The 22,495-nt window shown below is 42.0% G+C and carries 23 protein-coding genes and 1 pseudogene; 1 reads left to right on the top strand and 23 read right to left on the bottom strand.

Translation table 11 applies throughout. From position 1 onward, the window contains the following. The first annotated feature begins 4 nt into the window (after positions 1-4). Positions 5-1,012 (top strand): GTPase ObgE, encoded by a 1,008-nt coding sequence (obgE, locus tag DIU38_RS20945; RefSeq protein ID WP_090530054.1) that lies wholly within the window; start codon positions 5-7, stop codon positions 1,010-1,012. Here obgE and DIU38_RS20940 read toward each other — a convergent pair. The 23 genes and pseudogenes from DIU38_RS20940 to DIU38_RS20835 all read right to left on the bottom strand — a co-directional run bounded on the left by DIU38_RS20940 (position 1,005) and on the right by DIU38_RS20835 (position 22,450). Next, positions 1,005-2,576, bottom strand: coding sequence for a hypothetical protein (locus DIU38_RS20940; protein WP_112654018.1), 1,572 nt, complete (start codon positions 2,574-2,576; stop codon positions 1,005-1,007). The genes obgE and DIU38_RS20940 overlap by 8 nt on opposite strands. Positions 2,577-2,606: 30 nt before the next feature. Next, on the bottom strand, positions 2,607-3,179 hold the full coding sequence (locus tag DIU38_RS20935) for a putative colanic acid biosynthesis acetyltransferase (RefSeq protein WP_243770690.1): 573 nt from the start codon (positions 3,177-3,179) through the stop codon (positions 2,607-2,609). Continuing rightward, positions 3,145-3,711 carry an exosortase Y gene (gene xrtY, locus DIU38_RS20930; RefSeq protein WP_112654020.1) on the bottom strand — a complete coding sequence of 189 codons (567 nt, stop codon included), beginning with the start codon at positions 3,709-3,711 and terminating at the stop codon, positions 3,145-3,147. The genes DIU38_RS20935 and xrtY overlap by 35 nt, the downstream gene beginning before the upstream one ends. After that, positions 3,708-4,571 (bottom strand): glycosyltransferase family 2 protein, encoded by an 864-nt coding sequence (locus DIU38_RS20925; RefSeq protein ID WP_112654021.1) that lies wholly within the window; start codon positions 4,569-4,571, stop codon positions 3,708-3,710. Before DIU38_RS20925 ends, xrtY begins: the two co-directional genes overlap by 4 nt. Continuing rightward, a complete protein-coding gene (locus DIU38_RS20920; protein ID WP_112654022.1) occupies positions 4,568-5,191 on the bottom strand; it encodes a class I SAM-dependent methyltransferase in 624 nt (207 codons plus the stop codon). The genes DIU38_RS20925 and DIU38_RS20920 overlap by 4 nt, the downstream gene beginning before the upstream one ends. Positions 5,192-5,273: 82 nt before the next feature. Then, positions 5,274-6,682, bottom strand: a pseudogene (locus DIU38_RS20915) (exosortase Y-associated Wzy-like protein). A 104-nt stretch (positions 6,683-6,786) separates the two neighbouring features. Then, positions 6,787-7,944, bottom strand: a complete 1,158-nt coding sequence (locus DIU38_RS20910; RefSeq protein WP_112654024.1) for a glycosyltransferase family 4 protein — start codon at positions 7,942-7,944, stop codon at positions 6,787-6,789. Further along, positions 7,945-8,835 carry an FkbM family methyltransferase gene (locus DIU38_RS20905; RefSeq protein WP_112654025.1) on the bottom strand — a complete coding sequence of 297 codons (891 nt, stop codon included), beginning with the start codon at positions 8,833-8,835 and terminating at the stop codon, positions 7,945-7,947. Next, positions 8,822-10,105, bottom strand: coding sequence for a glycosyltransferase (locus DIU38_RS20900; protein ID WP_243770691.1), 1,284 nt, complete (start codon positions 10,103-10,105; stop codon positions 8,822-8,824). Before DIU38_RS20900 ends, DIU38_RS20905 begins: the two co-directional genes overlap by 14 nt. A gap of 3 nt (positions 10,106-10,108) precedes the next feature. Continuing rightward, the gene (locus DIU38_RS20895) at positions 10,109-11,326 is read right to left on the bottom strand and encodes a glycosyltransferase family protein (protein ID WP_112654026.1); all 1,218 of its coding nucleotides are present in this window, start codon (positions 11,324-11,326) and stop codon (positions 10,109-10,111) included. Next, the gene (locus DIU38_RS20890; RefSeq protein WP_112654027.1) at positions 11,323-12,351 is read right to left on the bottom strand and encodes a glycosyltransferase family 4 protein; all 1,029 of its coding nucleotides are present in this window, start codon (positions 12,349-12,351) and stop codon (positions 11,323-11,325) included. The genes DIU38_RS20895 and DIU38_RS20890 overlap by 4 nt, the downstream gene beginning before the upstream one ends. A 36-nt stretch (positions 12,352-12,387) precedes the next feature. Continuing rightward, the gene (locus tag DIU38_RS20885) at positions 12,388-13,548 is read right to left on the bottom strand and encodes a glycosyltransferase family protein (protein ID WP_112654028.1); all 1,161 of its coding nucleotides are present in this window, start codon (positions 13,546-13,548) and stop codon (positions 12,388-12,390) included. Between the two features lie 7 nt (positions 13,549-13,555). Further along, entirely contained in the window at positions 13,556-14,476 is a 921-nt protein-coding gene (locus DIU38_RS20880) for a glycosyltransferase family 2 protein (protein WP_112654029.1), read from the bottom strand. Between the two features lie 11 nt (positions 14,477-14,487). After that, positions 14,488-15,303 carry a hypothetical protein gene (locus DIU38_RS20875; RefSeq protein ID WP_149354141.1) on the bottom strand — a complete coding sequence of 272 codons (816 nt, stop codon included), beginning with the start codon at positions 15,301-15,303 and terminating at the stop codon, positions 14,488-14,490. Between the two features lie 120 nt (positions 15,304-15,423). After that, complete coding sequence (locus DIU38_RS33155) at positions 15,424-15,582, bottom strand: hypothetical protein (protein ID WP_167516240.1); 159 nt, start codon at positions 15,580-15,582, stop codon at positions 15,424-15,426. A gap of 98 nt (positions 15,583-15,680) precedes the next feature. Next, positions 15,681-16,247 (bottom strand): hypothetical protein, encoded by a 567-nt coding sequence (locus tag DIU38_RS20870; protein WP_149354140.1) that lies wholly within the window; start codon positions 16,245-16,247, stop codon positions 15,681-15,683. A 102-nt stretch (positions 16,248-16,349) separates the two neighbouring features. Then, entirely contained in the window at positions 16,350-17,204 is an 855-nt protein-coding gene (locus DIU38_RS20865) for a hypothetical protein (RefSeq protein WP_112654032.1), read from the bottom strand. Next, the gene (locus tag DIU38_RS20860; protein WP_112654033.1) at positions 17,194-18,120 is read right to left on the bottom strand and encodes a glycosyltransferase; all 927 of its coding nucleotides are present in this window, start codon (positions 18,118-18,120) and stop codon (positions 17,194-17,196) included. The genes DIU38_RS20865 and DIU38_RS20860 overlap by 11 nt, the downstream gene beginning before the upstream one ends. Then, on the bottom strand, positions 18,113-18,709 hold the full coding sequence (locus DIU38_RS20855) for a glycosyltransferase family 9 protein (protein WP_149354139.1): 597 nt from the start codon (positions 18,707-18,709) through the stop codon (positions 18,113-18,115). Before DIU38_RS20855 ends, DIU38_RS20860 begins: the two co-directional genes overlap by 8 nt. 2 nt (positions 18,710-18,711) lie before the next feature. After that, a complete protein-coding gene (locus DIU38_RS20850; RefSeq protein ID WP_149354138.1) occupies positions 18,712-19,053 on the bottom strand; it encodes a hypothetical protein in 342 nt (113 codons plus the stop codon). Positions 19,054-19,095: 42 nt separating this feature from the next. After that, the gene (locus DIU38_RS20845; RefSeq protein WP_146750293.1) at positions 19,096-19,956 is read right to left on the bottom strand and encodes a glycosyltransferase family 2 protein; all 861 of its coding nucleotides are present in this window, start codon (positions 19,954-19,956) and stop codon (positions 19,096-19,098) included. Beyond that, complete coding sequence (locus DIU38_RS20840) at positions 19,953-21,062, bottom strand: hypothetical protein (RefSeq protein WP_112654036.1); 1,110 nt, start codon at positions 21,060-21,062, stop codon at positions 19,953-19,955. Before DIU38_RS20840 ends, DIU38_RS20845 begins: the two co-directional genes overlap by 4 nt. After that, entirely contained in the window at positions 21,062-22,450 is a 1,389-nt protein-coding gene (locus tag DIU38_RS20835) for an MBOAT family O-acyltransferase (protein WP_112654037.1), read from the bottom strand. The genes DIU38_RS20840 and DIU38_RS20835 overlap by 1 nt, the downstream gene beginning before the upstream one ends. Positions 22,451-22,495 lie beyond the last annotated feature (45 nt).

Here is a 22,495-nt window from a genome sequence, read left to right as displayed (position 1 = left end):
AATTATGTCGCAGGGTTCAAATTTTGTTGATTATGTGAAGATCTGTTGCCGTTCAGGCCACGGAGGTGCTGGTTCTGCCCATTTGCATCGTGATATATTAACTTCAAAAGGCGGTCCCGATGGTGGCGACGGCGGCAGGGGAGGCCATGTTATTGTAAAAGGTAACGCCCAACTGTGGACTATGCTGCACCTTAAATACCGTAAACACGTAATTGCCGGTGATGGCGATTCGGGCGGCAGCTCATTGCGTACGGGCAAAACCGGCCGCGACGAAATATTGGAAGTGCCCCTTGGTACTACCGTGAAAAATGCTGAAACCGGTGAAGTACTTTTTGAAATAACCAAAGATGGTGAAACCAAGATCCTTACTCCCGGTGGCCGCGGTGGCTTGGGCAACTGGCATTTTAAAACATCAACCCAACAAACCCCCCGCTTTGCCCAACCCGGCGAAGATGGCCGTGAGGACTGGAATATCCTCGAACTAAAAGTGCTGGCTGATGTTGGTTTGGTAGGTTTCCCTAACGCAGGTAAATCCACTCTGCTTTCGGTGGTATCGGCTGCCAAGCCCGAAATTGCCGATTACGCTTTTACCACACTGGTGCCTAATTTAGGTATCGTATCATACCGTGGCGGCCGTTCATTTGTAATGGCCGATATTCCGGGCATTATTGAAGGAGCATCACAGGGCAAAGGTTTAGGATTTAGGTTTTTGAGACATATTGAACGCAATTCAGTATTGCTGTTTATGGTGCCTGCCGATACATCGCGCAGTATAAAAGAAGAATACAGCATCCTGCTGCATGAGCTGGAAGAATATAATCCCGAACTGATGCACAAGCCTCGTGTATTGGCCATAACCAAAACCGACATGCTCGACGATGAACTGCAGGCTGAAATGAAAAAGGAGATCCCTGATGGAATCCCCTCTATATTTATATCATCTGTGGCCCAGAAAAATATCGATCAGCTAAAAGACCTGCTTTGGAAAGAGATCAACGCCAGCGTTATTTAGCCTCCCACAAAATGTAGTCATTACTAAGCATCGTCATTTTAAAGCCGGTATAGCCAGGAAAACATTTGCGCATGATAGTTGATTTTGGACCGATGTAATCGGCGGGCAAAACTATGTACAGTGGTCCGGCGTGCCCATTATATACATAGTCATCATAATCGATAGCCACTTCAGCGCCAATGGTTTCAACGGTTATAGTGCGGTTGCGTTCAATTTCCAGGCTCAGATCAGGGCTGTTAAATACAAAAATGGCGTTGTTGTTTTGCTTATCCAGGTTGCGGATATAGTTTAGCGATGGCTGATCGATAAATAACTGTGCTATCCCCGAATATCCCTTTGCGCCGATATTTTTATTTTGAAAGTAGCTTGGCACAAAGTATTTGTAGCTGGAGTAAGCTATTACAAAACATATAAAATAAAACAGGTATTTATAACCAGTTTGCAATCTGCTTACCAGGTAAATGATGCCGGGTGCAGCAATGAGCCCGATGAGCCTCAAATGCCTTGCTTCATATGAAATATTGGCTTGTCTCAAAAATGATTGTCCGAAAAACAACACCGATACCACATAAAAAACCACCAGTAGCAGCGCATAATTTTTGTGAGGCGCCTTTTCTACAATAAACCAAATTAATAAAATGCTTAATACTGCACAGATCAGCACAATTATCACTCCCCAAAAGTAAGTAAACATGGGAGGGTCATCATGAAACAAAAGGCCGTTTGTAAGGTCATCTACCGAAAAAGCGGTTAATATTGGCGAGGCCAAAGGAAAGCCAAAAGTTTCCCAAACCAGCTTCATACTTCCGGTTATCGACGAGGGGTTAGCACCTTTTGAAAGATAAAAATGATAGACCATAAATAAGGATAATACCGCAGGGACTCCTATCCATATGCCATTTTTTATCCAGCGAATGATGTCTTTTGTTCCCATAGAAAACCTAAGCCATAAAAAACAGCAAGTGGCAGCATACATCCATAAAAATGACGATTTGCAAATGAAGCCTAATATTCCACCTATAAAGAGGAATACGGCCAGTTTCCAGGTTATTTTTTCAATGGCTATGCACCCGTATAAAAACCAGCCGGTGTAACCAAAAAGTAGTACCTCGCCACCATTGTAAAATACATAAGGTGTAAAAAAAGATAACTGAATTACGATGAATAGTACGCTTAAAGCCGAGATCATTGGTGTAAACCCTGCTTTTTTAAAGAAATAGTAAAAGCCGAAAATGCCAGATAACGAAAATAGCAGGGTTACTATTGAAGAAGCGCGACCTGTGTTGACGCCAAAAATAAGTTTAAAGAAATAGGGCACCAGGTATTGCCCCGGCGACCACCAGGCGAGGAATTCTGACGTGTTTTTGCTGATATCGTTCTGATCGGGTTTAACCATGACATTAAATGCCGAACCCAGTTCCATTGAGCGCATTACCTGAAAGCCCTTGCTGGGGTCGGGGTAAATGGCGGCTGGGGCTATGATCAGCATAATGCCCATAATGAAAACAATCCCGCTAATAACCAATAAAATGATTTGGTGGGTTTGTAGTTTCTGTTTCAGCATATAATTATTTTAAGCAGATGATGTTTAAGTTTAACTGATTTCCCTTTCCCTGATCTTTACCGCCGGGTTGCCCTGATAGATGCCGTACGCGTCCATGTTTTTTGTAGCGATAGAACCGCTGGTCAATACCGCGTGCGATGCTACCGTCACGCCCGGATTTACCATAGCCCCGGCGCAGATCCACACGCCGTCTTCCAAAATTATGCCTTTGGTTATCAAATCAAAGGATGTTTTTTGGTAATTGTGGCTGCCCGTTAACAGCACAGCCCCCTGCGACAGGCAAACGTGCGCGCCGATATGGATGGGCACTAAACTATCTATCCATACATTTTCACCTATCCAACTTTCATCGCCGATATGCAGGTTCCATGGATATTTGATGTTTACGCAAGGCTTAATAGTTACATTTTTACCCACCTTGGCACTAAATAGCTTCAGCAAAAATGCTTTGAACGCACTTGAGGGTATAATGCTTGTTTTAAAGAATATGGCATTACAGTAGTACCACAAAACGCGTTTTAAAACGTTGCCGCCCGGATGATAAGGATAATTATTATAATTTGAAAGGTCAGTTCTGAACATCAGCGCCGGTAAGCTTATCATTACGTTTGATCCAAATATACAGGCTAAACGCTATAATAATGTAAAGAAGTATATTAAAAATGGTATGGTGATCAACTATCCGGTTTGCCTTTTTCGACCAGAAGATGGCCAGTAAAACAAAACGAATCACGTTTAAAAATTCGATAACTAAAATGCCCGAAATGAGGAATACCAATTTTGACCGCAACGGAGACGGATAGGCCAGCACAAATGCCGAAAAGAAGCTGACCAGCCCTAAGCCGAGACAACTGTATACGATAGCCAGTGTCCCTTTACCCGCAACCAGTAACTCGGAATTGTTATCAATGGCAGCGTAACCAAGCCACTTCAGGATCATGACACTGCAATCCAATAAAACCTGTCTCAAAGCCGCAATATAATTCAGGTGTTCGGCTAAAAAGGCGTTATAATTCCCGCCGGGATTAGTAATACCGAAAAAGAAAATGTTAAAGCTATAAAATATGGCAAACAGCAATACAAACAACATCATGAACCGTATCGCCGGGTTATTTAAAAAAGCAGGTTGTTTCATTGTTTTTTGCTCTCCTTTCGTAACTCATAGATTTTGGCATCAATCAAAAACCTGAACCAAAAACCTTGTAAAAAATGAAATACCAGTCCGGTTTTTCCATCTAAAAACCCCAATTTTATAAAGTATCTTATGGTAAAGTAAATTACAGGCCTTACGAATAAAGGAAACGACTCATATCGTTTTTTCATATACCGGCGGCGCTCCATCGGGTTACCAAATAACCGTGGATGTACCAGCTTACCATTATCGTCAATAATCGGGGCGTTTTGCTGCTCAACAAGGTATTGCGCCTCCAGCGTTGCCCAATGATTATGCCGGGCAATGAAACTGGTAAGCGAATCGGTAATTACATCGATGATATCAGTTTTAAGTACCTGCGTTTTACCGGTAACTTTAAAATGCTGATCATAGAATTTTTCTTCGCAATGCCCGAAGCCGCGCCTGAACAGGTTGGCGTGGTATGTTGGATAGTGGCCGCCATGTTTGATCCATTTGCCCATAAATAGGGTACGCCTGCTGATCAGGAAGCCGTTTGTTTCAGCATCTATGGGCTTGGAGAAAATATCGTTAAGCTGGGCGGCAAGCTCTGGTGTTACCCGGTGATCAGCATCCAGGTTAAGTATCCAGGTACCTGTTAAAGGCAGGTTATTCAAAGCCCAGTTACGCTGGGTTGCATAATTTTCAAACGGATGGCTGAAGATGTTTTGCGTGTACCTTTGGCAAATAGCCAGTGTGGTATCCGTTGAACCTGAATCAACAATATAGATATTGGCTTTTAGCACCGCCGCGCTTTGCAGGCAGTCGTCAATGTTCTTTTCCTCGTTAAAAGTTAAGATAATAATATCCAGGCTCTCGCTCACTTAAGTTTGGCTTTAATGATCATGCTCATCCAAAAATACGGGAACCTGCCGCAGCCCCTGAATGCTGTTACCTCAAATCCATGTTCATTGAGGATTTGTGTCAGCGTTTTAACCGACCAAAATTTGATATGCCCGCCCTGCCACAAAGGGCTGATATGATTATCCCATTTATTTAAAATACTCAAAAACAGGTTTTTTAAATAACCATGATAAGGCGTTGAGATGATGAGCTCACCTTTTGATTCGCTTAAAACATCCCGGCAAAGGCGTATAAACGCGTAGGGGTCGTACAAATGCTCAATAACCTCAGTTGATATAATGGTATTAAACTGTATAGCTCTTAATGGCTCCGGTACCCCTTCAACCGAAAGATCATGAACGAAAAACCTGCCGGGATTTATTTTATCGGCAATAGCAATGCCTGGTTTAGATGCATCTATACCATAAGCGTTAAATCCCCTTGCCAATAAATAATTTACCAGGTGACCATTGCCGCAGCCAAGGTCGAGAATACTGGTGTTGTTATCATTATTTAATAACGACATAAGCGGTTTCTCGAGCTCCTTAAATACATGGCAAGGGCTTGCATCGGGATAATCGTAATCTTTATAAGCGCTCATGCGATGGTTATTTGCGGATCCACATTTTTATATTTTTTCATTAAGACAGTTCTTTCAAAATCATATCGATCGGTTGCGTAATTCAAATCTCTTTTAAAATCTTAGAATTTAACAATGCCTTATGAATGAGCAGCATGCTGATATAGCTCCAGAAGATGGTATTGAACAGGAACTCAAAACTGATGCCGCGCCACATGATCTGAAACAGGCCCGAAAATATAAGTGCTGTGCCTAATATATATCCCCCAAAAAGTTTTTCGGCTTTAACAGCTATTAGCTGTGCGAGGGCGCCGTAAGCGAAAAGGAAAATAAAGATCCCCCAATCACCTCCTGAAAGATACGCATCAACGATGTAGGCGGGTTTGGCTGATACGGTAGAGTTACGGTTAACCACCCGGCATCATAAACGCGCTGCATGATCATGGCTTCGGTAATTGGCTTGGAGGGCCAGAAAATCCGCGGCACCAACGCAATAGCCGATTGTTTAACAATATCCAATCCATAAAAATCCACATTTTTAGGTGTCGACTGCACAAAGCGGGTAAACATATCGATCTCGCTTAAGCGATATACCAAAAAATCCCAGTTAGTTTCGTCAACATCGCTGTTATCACTATTTAATGCTGCGTCAAGGGCCAGTTGTGATGCTTCGTCGCTATCTGCATCTCCATTCCATGCATTGGCCCGGAAAATATGGTTATATGTGGGTAAAACCGTAAATAATAAAACAATGATAGGGACAAAAGTGATGGTTACTAATTTTTTATAGGTAGGATATAGGAAGATCCCTAAAACCAGTACGCTGATAATAATAGGTTCTTTAAACCCCGATGTAAGCGCCTGATAAAAATTAAAGGCATATAGTAAAAGGCAGATGAGCGTATTGGCCCCTTTTTTTAGTGGTATGGCAAAGGCCAGCGCCAATGTACCGGCAATAAAGCTCAATGAGCTAAACTGGTAATAAAATTGGGAAAGGCCCGGTATCTTAAGAAATAACAGCGAAAGCGGAAAACTGACAATTGCCAACGTCATGAGCAGATTTGCCAGCCTTTCGGTTTCGACGTAGTATTTTTTAGTTACCGGATAATTCATGAAAATAAGTATGCCCATCACAAATGAAGCATGCCCAAGGCAGTAATAGCGCTGGCATTGGGCAATTAAGCCCAGAGTGTCTTTATCCTTTAACGTGTGAATAAACACGTGCTTGAAATTTTCATAGCCGAGGGTATTCATAAAATAAAAGATGGATGTACTGCACATGTACCCCGCAAAAATTATCTGGATAATAAATAAGGGCCTCATCAACTGTTCGGCCATGGGGCGGTCGTTGGGGATTGGACGTACCCAGCCGGTAAGTGTTATCAGGAATATAAAAAATGAGCCCCCCCATGCAATAAAATAGGATAACACGCTATCACTTTTACATGCCAGTGCCAGCAGCCATGGTATAAACAACACAATATATCGTTCTATCGATTTGCTTTGCTGCATTTATTAATTATGTTATTGATAAATTGTTTTTTGCCATTAGTTCGAAGTAATAAGTTATAAGTAAAAAAAGGTCAGAAACCAAACTTGTGAGTTAAGATTTAATACTATTGACTTAACACCAATTGTTCTATCGCTTCAACCTGTTTGACAAAGCTCCAACCTTCAATAATTTCCCTTGACTGTTGCCCCATTGTAAATAAAGCGGTTTTATCATAGAGTAGCAATGTTTTTAGCTTGCTTTTTAGATCAACCCCGTCGTTCGCGTTAAAGATCAGTCCGTTTTCATAATCCTTTACCAAATCGGTGCCCGCGCCTACTTTGTTTGATATCAATATGGCCTTGCCACAGGCCATAGCCTCGTTTATGGCCAGCCCCCATGTTTCACCGGGCCCTTTTGAAGGGAGGCAAAAAATGTCACATGCCTGATAAACCACTGGCATATAATGCTGGTTTTGGAAATCAATAAAGTGGATGTTTTTATGCCAGCTTGCTTTATTTTTCAGTTCTATCTCCAAAATACCATTTCCTGCAAGCAGCAGGTGGGTGCCCGGCTGGTTTACATCAATAAAAGCATCAAGCAGTAATAGCGGGTCTTTTTTTCTTTCAAATTTGCCTGCAAAAAGCAAAAGCTTTTCATCATTAGCTATCCCCAACCGGTTGCGCAACGCTTGGGCTTCATCTGTCCTGTTGATAGCGAAGCGAGTATTATCAACCGCATGAGGCGCAAAAAACAATTGTGTTTCTTTTAATCCGTTTTTTTTAAAATAGGCCTTATTATTTGATCCTGTATACAGCGCACAATCAACGTTTCTGTAAACCCTCTTTAAAAACAGGCTTCGCAATACGGATTTGATACCGCCTTTATCATCAAGTAAAGTTGAATCGCCCCGGAAAATAACAGGTACCCTGCCTTTAAAATATTTGAGGATTTTGAGATGGCTTTTGTAAAACCAGCCGTACACCATAATAACATCGGGCTGCCAGTTATTTATTTGACTGATAAGATCAGGATTATCAATCCCTTTTGAATGGTGCGAGCCGGGATCGGCCGAAATGTTTTTTACCCACTCATAACGATAACCCTCAAGGAGCGGAAGGTTCCACGTGATAGTTTTGCCAAAGCCCGGGTCAAATTTTTGCACACCGCCCTCGCCCCAGGTATAAAATACCATGACGTTTATTTTTTGCCGTTCATACAGGAGCTTAAATACCGGTGCATAATACTGTATGGGATGAGTGATAACTATGGCCAAATTTTTCATTCAGATGGTCTCGCCCATTATAGTAACACTTTTTGCATTTTGAAGGCGATGGTTTATCAGTTCAATGTCTCTGCAGTAAATAGTATTGTATGCACCAAAGGTATCTAACCCGGTTAAAACGCGTTTAAAAGGATCATAGGCAATGGCCCTAAAACCTTTTGACAGTAACAACTTGTGAATATCCTGATCGCTAAAACCGTACCGGCCGCCGCTACCGTTAAGCTCAATGATGATGGCCTTTAGCAGAGGCGAATCAAGGGTAGATCCCATTCCTTTAAGCACTTCGGTCTCAAAACCTTCCACATCTATCTTGATAAGAGCGGGTTTGTATGTTTCCAGTAGTGAATCAATAGTGATTATAGGTACGATAACAGTGTTTTTGCCTTTCTCATCTTTAGTAATAACATGGTTTCCGGTATCTTCATCGTCCGAAAATCTGATCTCGCCCACTGTTGCGCCGGCGCCGGCATTAATGAGCTTTACTTTGCTCTGCAAATAATTAAGCTCGATATTGCTGTTTAAAATATCAAAAGTTGCTTTAACAGGTTCAAGTGTAACACTATTAGCTTTGGCTATGCCGGAAGCCAACAGTGTATATGAACCTACATTCGCGCCAATGTCAAAAAAGATATCGTCCGGCTTTAAAAAATGAAGCAGAAAGGCCATATCATTAAATTCATGTAACCCCGTGTATATATTACCGGTAATACCGCTCAGCCCCTTGGTTGCATAAAACTTAACATCACCAACAAAAGGTTTTATAATGAACTTCGACCTTGAAAGCCTTGACTGTACCTGCCACCAGGCAAACCGCCATAAGGCTTTTGCCGGATGTTTTTTTCCCAAAGGATGCCTTAAAATAAAGCCGACAGTTCGTTTAATGGCGTTCATAAATAATTTTATCAAATAACCGGCACTGCGCCAGTGTCATTTCATGTGCCGAATATTTTTCGATGGCTTCAGCATTATATTCAACAGTTTGGAAATTACCCTTAATTAATTGCTTAAAAAATATAAATAGGTTTTCGGAGGTAACGTCATCATAGTTGTAAACATGTTCTACACCGTACTGCTGCATAATAGGTATAGCAGAGCTTGCTGCATTAAATACGGCCAAAACAGGCCTTTTTGTGAGCAGGTATGGGAATATTTTTGAAGCTGTGTATTTAGGATCATCTGACCCAGGTATAAAAAGCGCGTCGGCCTGTTGCAGTGTGAGCAAAGCTTGATAGTAGCTGATACGGTCAGTAATTTCAACAAGATGTTCTTCCATATCATATTGTTTTGCCAGGGGAAGGATAGTAGCGATCCCCTGCCCGGAAGGGGCATAACTGGTACCGATGAAGTAGAGTTTGATTTTGTCAAACCGCTCTTTATTTGTATTCAATCCGGTTCTTAATGCGTCGAACACCGGGCTAATGGCCTTGTGAAGGTCCTTCCCTCCGCGGCCGATATATACCACATTGATAAAGCCGTCATGAAGCAACCCTGCAAAATTTTTTTGGTTAGTTTTAGCTATTTGCAGATCGGGCTCAAATGCCCCGAAGGTTATGGTAGCGGTCGGAACTTTTTGAATTACCGGGTAACGTAATTTGAGCTGATCAATGTAACCGGCAGATACACTGATAATCCCGGACGCATTTTTTATGGCGATGGGTTCCAGGTATTCATTTAAACGGTAAGCGAACCAATATTTTGGCGGCCTATCGCTTTTAGGTTTGTTGATATAATAATCGGAATGCCAGGGGTCCTGCATATCAATGACGTAGGGAACCCCGAATCGCTTTTTCCAGTAAGCACCCAACGTACAAACCGGGAACTGTGTGGTTGAGAAATAAATAAGATCAAATTTGTTGTCCTTCAGCAGGCAGTTAACCGTTTTGCGGTAATACCATAACGAGCGGATGGCAATACTGCCCAACCCAACTTTTGAAGTGAGTGCCTTGCTGAGCGCTTTCACTTTGTGAACTTTAATGCCCGGAGGGAGACTTTGCAACAACAATTCGTCTTTTGCCAGGTCGGCATACTGGGCATCAATGGTCACCACTTCGGCATCCCAGCCGCAGGCTGCAAAATAAGGGAGGCTCATCCTCACGCGCTGCATATCTGCCGCGTTTACCGGCGGGAAGTATGGCGAAATAATGAGCAGCTTTTTATTCAATTGTTATACTTTTTGAACAAGACTTAAAAAGGTACGGCTTTCGGTTTCCCAGTTTAATGCTGTTTGGCCAAGCTGGTAGTTTTGTAAACGGGTTTGGTATAAAATATCCGGGTTTTGGAGGTAAAAGCTGATACAATCCGTTAGTGATTGCAGATTGCTTTTTTGGTATAGTTTTCCCGTATCCGGATATTGCTCCATAAATAAGGCTTGCGCCTGCGTATCGCTCACTATCATTGCCAGTCCACATTGTATGTAGGTAAAAATTTTATTCGTAAGGCAGATATCCCTGTTTAAAGGAATGCCTGTTTCGGTGGCTATGCCAATATCAAACTGGTTCGCGAAATCGAAAATCTCGCCCGCTCCAATGGGCTCATGAAACCATAACTGGTCTGCATTTAATTTAAGTTCTTTGGCAAGGTTCAACAATGCGGATCTGTAAGTTTCATTGCTACCGCCTAACAAGTGTAACCGAACATGCCCATTTGTAGCGGCCATCGCTTTAATTACATCTTCCAATCCTCGTTCGGGGCCGACCGTTTGCGAAAACCAAAACAGTTTTAATGGTTCGTGAGCCCTATAATTAGGGCTGATTTGCAGCGCTGTTTTAGGAAACACGTTGTTTATTACAACAGGTTTTAAATAGCGGTATTCGCGTTGATAAAATTCTGCAATGAGCGGGCTGGCGGCAGTAAAATAATCAACATGGGGAAAATATTTTTCTTCAATGTATTTATTGAGTTTGTAACCTTCATTATGAGTTGATGCAAACTGTCCCGAATGCAAATCTTCCGCATCGTAACCAACTTTTACGTTGTAATGTTTTGCTGCCTGTATGGCTGCGGGCAAGGCGCCGAGGTTATGGGCGATATAAAGATCTGTTTTTATTTTTTTAGCTATAGACAATGCTTCGGTATGTGTGCGGCTGATAGCGTTCTCAGGTATATCGAAATGCCGGGTATATTTAAACAGCAGCGTACTTAACTTTTGGCGAATGCGGGTTTTAAGGTAAGTTGCTCTTTGTATCACCGGATCGCCTCCGCAATAAATGTACATACCGGGATATTTGCCTGTTAAAGCTTCATCGGTTTTTTGGGCCCATTGCTGGTAAAAACAGCAGATCACTTTAACATTATAACCAAGCTTGTGCAAAGTTTCGGCTTCCTTCACGAGGCGAGGGTTAGTAGTTGGCTGGCCGGTAGTTATAAAAGTAACGTTCTTCAATCTTTGTCCCGTGCCAGTTGGTATAATTCTTCGTATTGTTTGGCCAGTACACCGGCACTAAATTTTTGTTCCGCTACCTTCCGGCAGCTGGCCCTGCTGATTGAGCCAATACTGTTAATCGCCGTTATCATGTCGGCTTCTGTGGCGCATACAAAGCCATTTGACCCGTTAATGACTATCTCCGGTATTGCGCCGCGATTAAAACCGATAACGGGTGTACCACAGGCCAGTGCTTCGGCCATTACAATACCAAAGGGCTCATCCCAGGTTACCGGCATCAGGAAAGCTTTTGAGTTACGAAGCAAGTCATTTTTCTGACGGTTATTGACCGGGCCTATGTACTTGATCTGATCGCCATCAATATGGGGTTTTACCTGTTCATTAAAATATTGCTGGTGTATTGGCTCATTGGGTACATTGCCTGCTATTACCAGTTTTTGATTTGTTTTTTTTGCCGTGTGTATGGCAATAGCTGTCCCTTTTTCATGCTGGATCCGGCCTAAAAAAGCGAGGGGGGCATCATTGGGAACACCTGCATTAAAATCGTAGTCGTTTAAATCCACCCCGTTATAAATAGTAGTTACATCAGCAAACGCATTGATTTGATTGGCTATGTAATTGCTGCAAGCGGTAAATTTCAATGTGTTTTTATGAGCGATACTTACTGCCTTTTTTACCTGCGATACGGTAGGGGGCAACTGATAGGATACGATTTTTGGGATTCGGCTTAGCATCAACAACGCAATATTGCTCATGCGACCGAAGGTATGTACAATATCAAAATGCTGAAAAGCAATTTTTGACGTAAGCCGGTTAATTTTCACCAGATCTTTAACGCCATAATTTGCCGATTCATGGTAGCTAACGAGTTTACAGCCCGGCTGCGAATGTTCATTGGCATACAGGGTAATATCGTGGCCTTTTTTTTTAAGTTCCTGGATCAGCATAAAAGCAATGCGTTCGATGCCGCCGTATTGCTCGGGAGGCACCGGGATCAGCGGATTTACTATAATGGCTATTTTCAATTTCAATTTGTTGGGTACACCGGCATAACGGTAAGCTTAGATGCCAAAAATGACACTCTTTATTTTTTTTAATGATGACGGGATCGCATGATCGTTCAAGGCCCTTTGCTGCCCGTTGATCCTTAGTTTATCCCTTTTTTCTTTATTGTTGAGCAGTTCTGTAGCTTTTTGTACCAATTCATCAACCGTGCGGTAAACGTTAATTTCGTTATCAGTATCATAAAGCTGCTCAATGCCTTCGCAATATTCGGTGAGGTAGCAGGCGCCAAGCATGGGCGCTTCTATATCCCGCAAGCGTGAGTAGGTTAGCGGCTTATTATGTGTACGTTTAAAAGTTGGCACCCGGTTAATCCCCAAAGTAACCATGCTGCTTTGAGTGATGTTGATATACTCGTCAAAATCCGGGCTCGGGAATATATGATCGTAGGCAATCGCAACTACAGGAAATTTGGTCAGTTGCTGAAGCCCTTTAATTGCTAAACCGGAAAACCCCTGCTGTTTTACGAAGTTAATCTGGTTAATAAGTTTTTGATACACAAAACCAGGAACAAATACCGGAGCTGCACTCTGTGCTAACCATCCGGCTCCACGAACGCTTACCGGCAAACCTTTTTGAATGGCCTGGCCTAACAGGTTTTCCCGCAGGATGTCTTTTGAACCGATAAATGATACCCCCGATATTTCATGAAGCAGGGTACGACACCTTAATTGGGGTTCAACCCACATCGGCATCGGCAAGTTGATATGCTTGACCCTCGCCTCCCTGTACATAGATAAAGCCTCATGCTCAGGCACCCAAATCAAATCGAAGATCCTGAACTTTTCCGGTACTGCTTTAAACTCCCGTACGCTATCGCAATAAAAATTAACACAGGGAATGCCCATTTTCCTGATTTGTTTTATTGGCTCTGCAAGTATTTGTTTGGGATACAGGTAGCTTAAAAAAATGTCTATATTTTGCCGGTTGGCTTTGATATAATTGAGGGTTGCCTGCCAGCTCCGTTCCTGCCAGTTTTGCAAAGCAACCGAACCTTCCTCATAAACCAGTCCTTCGGCCCAGTCAACCTCCGGTACTTCAATATAGCTCATCCCTGCCTCAGCAATGCCGTTTTTAACATAATGCTGCCAAAAACGGTAGGAGGGCACAGGGTGGGGCTTGCTTACTTGATCCTGTAAAAATGAAAGGAGTATGCGCATGGATAAACTATCGGCCAAATAAGGCTTTAAATTTTTGTGTTAATTTCCAGCCGATAATCCGGTTTAGCATTTTTGTGTAACCGCCTGCCGGATATTTAGCTGGTGAACCGCCTAACTCATCAATACGTTGTTGGGCTTTGTTTATAACATCAGGATAGTTGGGATAATATGCATAAACAAAGTTTTGCAGGCAATCGGCAACGGCAGCTCTTACTCTTGGGCTATTTTCATGCTGAAGCATGTATGTTGTACCTTCATAAATAGAGGTAAAAGCCGACTCAATTCCTCGCCTGGAAGTTAACGCAGACAACGAATTGCTTATACCGCTCCGGTAATACAGCACCGCGTTTTGAGCAAAGCGAATCTCACTTGCTTGCAACAACACGCGTGTAATAAATTCAAAATCATTTACAAGGCTTAACCGCTCGTCCCATAAACCCGATTTTTCAAGTACGGCCCTTGGCATTAGCCATAAGGCGCATTGCATCATGGCTTGTTTGCCATCCATGGACGATACCAGCCAGTCAATGGGTTTACAATCTTCCCTGATGAGGTCTTCATTTACTTTAAAGGAGCTAATATCATCGTGATAAAAACGGCCCCAGGCAGCTGAGGCTACTACATCATCGTTATCTCCAATCCGTTTAACCTGTTCTGCAATATAACCGGGCGAGATAACATCATCGGCATCCATAAACTTGATAAACCTGCCTTTTGAAAGACTGAAGGCTTTATTTGCAGCCGCACACTGCCCGCTGTTTTCCTGGTGGTAAATACCGATGCGGGGATCTGTAAGTTGCCTAAGTACAATGGATGTATCATCAGTAGAACCATCGTTAACAATAATGAGCTCCCAATTGGCGTAGGTTTGCTCAGCTATAGACCGAACGGCTTCGGCAATATATTTACCCGCGTTATATGCCGGCATGCAAACGGAAACTAAAGGATTACTTTTTTCCACTCTGAAGTAAGATAAGGCAGTTTGGCCTTAAAAATATAATGATGGACTACGTCGGTCCTGTCAAGGTTGGGCTTGTCGTCGTAAAAGATGCGGTATAATTTTTCATCAAGTGTCACGGCGGTTTGATGATACAACACATAACTCATGAGTGTTTGTTCAATTTGTGCCGGGCCTGCATTGGGATAATGCAACAGCAACAGTTTGGCTTTTTCTTCAAGATCGGTATAGTCAACCTTATCATTATCATAACCAACAATGCCACCGTTTACTTTTTTTATACAGTTAATGCCATATTTATCACGCAGCACATCCTCGCTGTCTACAAAATAGGAGTCTGCCAGCTGCTCTTTCATGTAAACTGCCGTTTTGTGTTGATAAGCCTCTATGATTTGAACAGGTTTGCCGAAAAAAATCATATCACTATCCATGTGGATTGTCCATGAGGGCGAAGTATGAATATCAATCAACCGGCGGAAAAAGGGGTGCCAGTTACGCAAATGTCGTAACGTTGGAAATGTATGTTGTGGTAAAACAAGGTTGAGATGTTGTAACACCTGCTGCTCGGATATGGTTTCAATACCTGGCAATACCTGGTTTATAAAACCGATATGCTCGTCGGTAAGTGTTCCGTCTGAGTATAACCTGATCCCTATCTCGCCATCCGAAAAGTGGGCAAGTGTATAAGCACAAAAAATGGTTTGGTGCCAGTATTTTGCTCCGGTAAGGAAGCTTACATTCAGGATTTTGTGTTTTGACAAATTAAGCGGCGATAACTTTAAGGCAGCTTTTTCCATTTGCTGCTCGCCCCGCTGCATGTTCAGCCAACCCTTTAGCCCAAAATGACTTATATGATACCTTATCGAAAAGGTTGGTTTAAAAAAATACTTGTATGCTATTTTACCTAATGACACGGGCTATAAAAAATGTTTCCAGGCTTGTTTAAAATAACTTTCTTTTGAAAGGTCGACATAGTGATGAAGAATGCCTGTTTTGTTTTTTATCTGATCCGGGCCGGGGTTAACAATATAATCTCCGGCTTTTAAAACAGCAGCATCAGTGTCGGCTATCATCATGGCCGATAACGCCTGCTCTAAATAATAAGAAGTTCCTTCCTGCTCCTCCAGTGTTTTAACCCAGTTTTCCAGCTTGTCCCAATCAATAGCTTCACTTTTTAAACCGATAGCCCCACATTAAGCAGCGGTTTTACAGGTGCTCCGGCCAGTTGTTCCATTAATTGCTGAGAATATCCATAAGCTTCTGTACAATCAATCATGTGCAAAGGTTGTTGCGGGGCGTAAAGCCAGGTAATTATCTCTCTGGGGGCGTGCCAAAAAAGCATGTCCGAATCCAGTACCAGTTTCCAGTCATCGCCTGGGATGGTGTGCACATCGGTTAGTTTTTTAATGTGAGGATATACTGCTCTTTTTTTATGCAGGTACGGATAACGTGCTTCGGGCAACGTGTTTTGCAGGTTTTCACTGATTTGCTCCACTGTAATTACCTGTGCGCCGGGCAGCTGTTTTGCTACCCTCTCCATCAGTGCAGCATTAAAGCTGCCGTCATCAACCAATATGAATTTAAATTGCGCAGCAGATGACTTAATTAACGATTGGATGCAGTAAAGCGTTTGGTACAGGTAGTTTTTACCTGTTAAAAAGTAAATCGGCAACCCATTAGTATGTGAAACTACCGGGGGCAACTCAAGCGAACGCTGTTCCATCTCCCTACGCCCGTTCATTATGTTTCGGTAATTGAAATAGCCACCAAAACGCCTGAATTTTTGTAATTGTGAACGCGGATTGCGGTATAAAAAATTAATGACTTGTTGTAACAAGGAAAGCTATAAATTAAACAACGAGTCGCGCCAGAATAAATGTCGGACGTTTGCAGTATAATGCCTGCCCACGATGCCTTTTTTTTTCATAGGCTTAATCTGTTGGCTATCCTGGTGATCGTTTTTTATAATCTTTGTTGTCCAGGGTATTCCAATTGATGAACTTGCTATATGAGCAAAAATAGTTTGTTCGGTAAAATAATGCACATAGTTACTTACGTGAAACAATAATTCCTCCAGCCGAAAGTCTTCGCAAATTCTGGGCCCATAAATAATTAATAAGCCCGAACTGAAGGTATAAGTATCATAGAGGTTATTACCGTAGAAATTCAAAACGCGATCATCATAAGTTGAGTGTCCCTCCTGGCTTCCGCCGCAAACAAACCCGTTATGTTGGGGAATATGTTTTTTAAAATCCTCGTAAAAAAGTATGTCACTGTCTATCCATATTACAGGTTGGATCTCGGCCTGGTGAAGTATCACAGCCAATTTTTTGCCAAGCACATGGCTCTCGGCATAGTTTAAAAGATTGATCCTGTTTTTGCCCTGATGATATACCGCGCTTTGTTGCCAGTGGTTAACAATAAGCTCACCCGGCCAAAACTTAAATTTACTTTTGATTTCTTCCGGAGATAACGATCCGTCGGATGCGATGATCAGTTTAGGAATCTCTTCCCAATATTTTGCAATAGAATATACGGCCAGGCGCGTCATATCTATGATGCTTTTGCCTGTCATCATAAGTACAGTATAAGCCGATGATGCTTTGGGCTCCCCTACAACAAGGGGCTTATATTTAAGTAAGCTCCTGTAAAGTACTGGTAAGCGATAAGCCAGTGAATTGCTTATTTTATTTAGCATGGTTGTTCTTTATAAGCCCATCATACATACCGCATGCGCCCTGCCATTTTATATATGCCGCAGCGTTTTTCCATGCTTTGTAGGTAAACCAGGCTTTAGCTTTCCGTAATGCAGCCCCCGATTTTGTGATTTGTTGCCATGGGTTTATACCGTGGCTTTGCAGTAGCTGCACCCATGATTTATTGGTATTGTTAAGCAAACGTGCAAGGTAACCTGCGTGCATGCGTTGAGCAGGAATAATATGTTGTAGTATAAGCTGAGGGAAATAACCAACCTGCCAGCCGCCTTTAAGGATCTCAAGCACAATATCGTTATCGCCGCCGGAGCTTAAGGAGTTACCCACCCTGTCGCTTATGTTGTTTTTGCCCTGTGTTATTTTTTCCAAATAGGATGATAGCGCTTCGCGTTTTATAGCCATCCCTGCACCTATGGGCGCAGCTATTGGATATTGATTATTCCATGCCGCTGTGACGGGGATATCGCCAAGGTCGCGCAGGGCCAGGCTCCCGTAAAACTCCCACAGCCATTCGGGAGGGTTAGTTTCAAACAATGGGATTGATTTACCACCTATAGCGCCCATTTTGGGATTTTGGCCAAATATACTAAGGGCTTTTTCAAGATAGCCGCCTTCAATCATATTATCATCATCAACCATTACTATAATATCACCTGTTGATTCATTGAAACCCTTAAGCCGGGCATAGGTTAACCCTTGCTTTGTTTCATCTACAATTTGGGCGTCAGGATGCCAGCTTAAATTAAGCTGCTGCCGGAAATTGTTGGATGAATTATTGTCGATAATGATTAACTCCCATTGGTTGGCAGGCAGTGATTGGCTTCTTAAGGCCGAAAGCGTTTGCCGGAATCTTGCTGTATCCGGGTTGTAAGTAGGGATGATTACGCTTAACTTAGCCATTATATAAGATATCGGCAGGCAAAGGTTCGTTAATTAAAGCCAACTGTTCTATTACAGCCGCCTCAACAGTGCAAGGTAAAATCATTTGCATGCACTTTTTATCGTAATGGCAGGTATTATGTAACCAGCATGGTGAGCATTCAACTGCAGAATATACATTTTTAAAACTGATATACCCCGATTGGTCTGGCCTTTCGCGCCCACCATATATGATTACCGACCGGCAGTCGACTGAGCGTGCCAAATGCATCATAAACCCTACATGTGATACCAAAAGGGCGGCATTACTTAATATAGCGGCTGTTTGCCGGATCGTAGTTTTCCCGCGCAGATCGATAACGTTTTTTAGCGGCGCATCTGTTTGAGAGCCTAACTGGATGAATTTGTGGGTTTGGCAAAGCAGATCAACAACTTGTTGATATTTTTTAACGTCCCATTCTTTGTTACCCATTGGGAACAATGCTGCCGAGCCGGATGTTGTTATTACGATATGGTTTTTTGCCCATTGCGCGGCTTTCAGTTCATTAACAGTTAAAATTAAAACGGGCTTAAGATCTATTTTACCTTTAAGCTGTAAATCATCGGCCATTTTTAAAATGATATGCTTTTCGGGTATTTCGTCGCCGTCGGTTTCGGGTGATAAACTGTGTATTTGGGAAAAACAGTTTTTACGTTGAAGGCTTTAAGAAGCATACCCGATAATAATGCCCCAAAAGGTAAAATAAGTTTGATATCCGGATTATGCTCAAAGAGTTGTTGTTGGTTACTTTTTACCCAGATATTTTTATGTCTGCGCCCGTAGAGCTCCCGGCTTAATACAGTGAGCAGCAGGTTATCGCCCAGTGATTCGCCAAAAGCAATGATATAGGATGGTATACCGTATTTATAAAAGTAAAACAGCGTTGATTTTATAGTTTTAATTCGGTTTTTCAAAATATTGCTTTGAGGCTTCCAACAGCTAAGCGTATTATCATCTTACCTTTTCATACTCCAGTACATCATTCTTAAAAAGGTTTTAAACCTGAATGGAATGCTCAGCCCGTTTAACCCAGTTATGTAGTATAAAATATTGAACCAGGCAAAAGTTATGCTTTGTTTTTCCTTCGCCAGCCACAGGCAGCAGTAAATTGATTGCTGCAAACATGTGGCTGTATCATTGATATTGCCAAGGGCTTTATGTGTTGACAGAAACTTATAATGATAACTGAAAAAACGATAATCATAAGTTGATGAGCTTAAACCCGCCTCGCCAAAACGCGCGATATCCAGATTGATATATCGGGTTTTAAATACTGGGTTGCAAAAAGCTTTCAATGTTAAATGGTAGTCAGCAGCCACCTTAAACTTTATGTTGTATTTCCCGGTGTAATTAAATATCCCGCGTTTATAAAAAATGCCCTGGTGATGGATGCCGCGTGATAATACTTTATTAATAGTATCATCCGCATATTTTGTTTTTGATGTAGCACCTGTTACATTACCATATATAAGATCGGCAGGATCATTTTGTATGGCCTGATAAACCTGATCCAAGACTGCGGAGCTGTTGAAAGTATCATCGCCCCCCATAAAGTAAAGCCATTGACCGCTCGCCATATCAATTCCTTTGTTCATGGCATCATAAATGCCCTTGTCGGGTTCAGAAATGAACTGGATACTAACCTTACCTGTTTTTTTTAAATTACTGATGATATACTGTGTATCATCATTTGAACCACCATCAACCAAAACCAGTTCGTAGTTTTTAAAAGCCTGGCAATTGATGCTATCTAATGTCTGCTGTAAGGTGCCCTCACAGTTATACAACGGCATGACGATGGAAAAAAATGGCTTCAATTGAGGTTTGATGTTAATACCTTGTCCGCTTCATTTACCCAGGTATCCAAGCCCTGCGGGTTCCAGTGTGTGTCACTGCGGTAGAATAGATTGCGCTTCTCGGCTTTGAAAGTTTTGTATAGTGGTATTACAGGAAGATCAGTTTTTTGCTCAACTCTTTCTAACAGATGATTATAGGGCATCCGTTTATCGTCATAGATTGAAACCGCATTTGGGATCACTGAAAGGAAAACCTTTTTAAAGCCAATAGCCCGATAATAATCGCGTGCAATATCCAGTTTGCGGACTATAGAATCTAAAGCGGCCCTGGTTTTAGGCCTAAATGCTGACTGTAAACTGGCGGTATCGACGGTAGTATTATAAAAAAGCCTTTTTTTATCGGTACTCTCCGTTACCTCTTTGGCTACGCGATTAAAAAGTTTATAGTTGAGTGATGCTTTGACCTCTTTGAAAGAGGTTGCCAGTTTATTATCAAAAAGAATTAGTTCGAGATTGCGGCTTAGTGCCTTATTAAAGATGATATTGCCTACCCGTTCAAAAATAGATGCTGCCGGCGGTTGGTTACCCAACCGGGGGGCATTACTAAAATTTAAGCCATTTTTAATTTCATTACTTGTCCACCTTGTTTCATCTGTTTTGCTGATATCATAGGTGATCAGGTTACGCTCGGCAAATTCCATTATGAGATAGTTTTGTTTGGTACTATCCAGTTTAATTGGACCGAAGGCAAAACGACGATCAAGGAAAATTACATTATCAAATGCATCAAAAGCGCCGTAAAGTATTTTATCTGCCAAAAAGCTGTCGCCTATAATATATAATACCCTATTGGTGTTTTGCCTGCCGGGTTTGGGGTTGTAGTGTTTAAAAAGTTCGAGTTCAAATTTGTATTGAGGTAGATTTGACATGCCGTAAAGATCGCCATAGCGCCACTTGTCCGAATAGGAAAAAAAGGCTTTGTACCAGTTGGTTTCCTTTGTTGTTTTGGAATAAATGTGGCTGAAATATTTGTCAAAATATAATTTATTGATGAATGACCGGTTCATGGAACTAAGCAGCAACGCAACACTAATGAGCAATATGAATAAACTGGTAACCTTACGCATTAAAACTGGAAATAAATGAACTGAGCTTCGTTAAAGATCCCTAAAAAGTAACAGGCAAGGATAAGCCCGCCTATAATGACCGCCTTTGTTGTGTTTGAATAATCTTTCGCTTTTCGCAAATAACGTTCGCCTAAAAGCAGGATAATGATAATAAAGGCACAATACCAAAGTTCAGGGACAGACATCAAGTTACCGGCCGAATAGGTAAATCCTTTACCGGCCAATATTTTACTTAAAATATAAAAAGCATCGGATACCGTAGCTGCCCTGAAAAACACCCAGGCAAGAGAAACCAGGTTAAAAGTGAAAAGCCATTTCAGGAAGGTAAAGCCTTTGATCCCGATATCGTACTTGTTGAATAACTGGTAAGCAACGAGCAGCAAACCATGAATCAGGCCCCAAACAAGATATTTCCAGTTGGCGCCATGCCACAGGCCGCTTATCATAAATACAATAAGCAGGTTAATGCAGGTTACCCGGAAATTAATCTTGCTGCCCCCCAACGGGATATACAAATAATCACGAAACCAGGTGGAAAGTGAGATATGCCAGCGTTTCCAAAAATCAGAAACATTGGAGGCGAGATAGGGCAAGTTAAAATTCTGCATTAGCTCGATACCCAAAACGAGGGCCGTGCCAACCGCGATATCCGAATACCCGCTAAAGTCGCAATAGATCTGGAATGCAAAAAAATAGGTAGCTACGAGCAGTTCAAGTGCCGAATGACCATGCGGATTATTGAAAACAGGGTCGACGTAAAGGCCCAGTCTATCGGCAATCACCACTTTTTTAAATAGGCCCATCGCCATAAAAAATAAACCAGTTATCAAGTTACTGCTTCGGAAATTGTTCACCCTGTGTAACTGGGGTAAAATATGCTGGGGCCGTTCAATTGGGCCTGCTACCATTTGCGGGTAAAACATTACGTACAAGGCATAAAGGCCAAAGTGACGCTCGGCGGGTTGATTGCCCCGGTAAACCTCGATAGTGTAGCTCATAGCCTGGAATGTATGGAACGATAAGCCAATAGGCAATATAAAATCAAGCAATGGTAATTGCGGGCCATGGAATGTGTCAGATAGCAAATTCAGGTTCGCGGCCAAAAAGTTGAAATATTTATAAAATCCCAGTACACCAATATTGGTGATCAGGCTTAAAATGAGATAAAACCTGCGGGTTTTGCCTGTGGCTTTTTCTATCAGGATACCAGCACAATAATCAACAATAATGGTAAACAGAATGATGAGGATGTATACCGGCTTAAAGTACATGTAAAAATAGCTGCTTGCGGCTAAAAGCCACATCCATCTTAATTTATGTGGCAGCAGGTAATATGCAATGGTTACAATTACAAAAAATACAAGGAACAACAGGGAGTTAAAAAGCATTTAAAAAAGCAGATATATAATTTAGTTTACAATAATTTTGACGTC

Origin of the sequence: Mucilaginibacter metallidurans (genome assembly GCF_003286435.2) — a bacterium.
Lineage (GTDB): Bacteria > Bacteroidota > Bacteroidia > Sphingobacteriales > Sphingobacteriaceae > Mucilaginibacter > Mucilaginibacter gossypii.
The sequence above is the reverse complement of the archived record's forward strand: the minus strand, read 5'-3'. Positions and strand labels throughout refer to the sequence as shown.

Coding starts and splice junctions, on each gene's coding strand:
- obgE (WP_090530054.1), top strand. CDS start 5: ATGTCGCAGGGTTCAAATTTTGTTGATTATGTGAAGATCTGTTGCCGT.
- DIU38_RS20940 (WP_112654018.1), bottom strand. CDS start 2,576: ATGCTGAAACAGAAACTACAAACCCACCAAATCATTTTATTGGTTATT.
- DIU38_RS20935 (WP_243770690.1), bottom strand. CDS start 3,179: ATGATAAGCTTACCGGCGCTGATGTTCAGAACTGACCTTTCAAATTAT.
- xrtY (WP_112654020.1), bottom strand. CDS start 3,711: ATGAAACAACCTGCTTTTTTAAATAACCCGGCGATACGGTTCATGATG.
- DIU38_RS20920 (WP_112654022.1), bottom strand. CDS start 5,191: ATGAGCGCTTATAAAGATTACGATTATCCCGATGCAAGCCCTTGCCAT.
- DIU38_RS20910 (WP_112654024.1), bottom strand. CDS start 7,944: ATGAAAAATTTGGCCATAGTTATCACTCATCCCATACAGTATTATGCA.
- DIU38_RS20905 (WP_112654025.1), bottom strand. CDS start 8,835: ATGAACGCCATTAAACGAACTGTCGGCTTTATTTTAAGGCATCCTTTG.
- DIU38_RS20885 (WP_112654028.1), bottom strand. CDS start 13,548: ATGCGCATACTCCTTTCATTTTTACAGGATCAAGTAAGCAAGCCCCAC.
- DIU38_RS20880 (WP_112654029.1), bottom strand. CDS start 14,476: ATGCCGGCATATAACGCGGGTAAATATATTGCCGAAGCCGTTCGGTCT.
- DIU38_RS20875 (WP_149354141.1), bottom strand. CDS start 15,303: ATGGAAAAAGCTGCCTTAAAGTTATCGCCGCTTAATTTGTCAAAACAC.
- DIU38_RS33155 (WP_167516240.1), bottom strand. CDS start 15,582: ATGATGATAGCCGACACTGATGCTGCTGTTTTAAAAGCCGGAGATTAT.
- DIU38_RS20870 (WP_149354140.1), bottom strand. CDS start 16,247: ATGAACGGGCGTAGGGAGATGGAACAGCGTTCGCTTGAGTTGCCCCCG.
- DIU38_RS20865 (WP_112654032.1), bottom strand. CDS start 17,204: ATGCTAAATAAAATAAGCAATTCACTGGCTTATCGCTTACCAGTACTT.
- DIU38_RS20860 (WP_112654033.1), bottom strand. CDS start 18,120: ATGGCTAAGTTAAGCGTAATCATCCCTACTTACAACCCGGATACAGCA.
- DIU38_RS20855 (WP_149354139.1), bottom strand. CDS start 18,709: ATGGCCGATGATTTACAGCTTAAAGGTAAAATAGATCTTAAGCCCGTT.
- DIU38_RS20840 (WP_112654036.1), bottom strand. CDS start 21,062: ATGCGTAAGGTTACCAGTTTATTCATATTGCTCATTAGTGTTGCGTTG.
- DIU38_RS20835 (WP_112654037.1), bottom strand. CDS start 22,450: ATGCTTTTTAACTCCCTGTTGTTCCTTGTATTTTTTGTAATTGTAACC.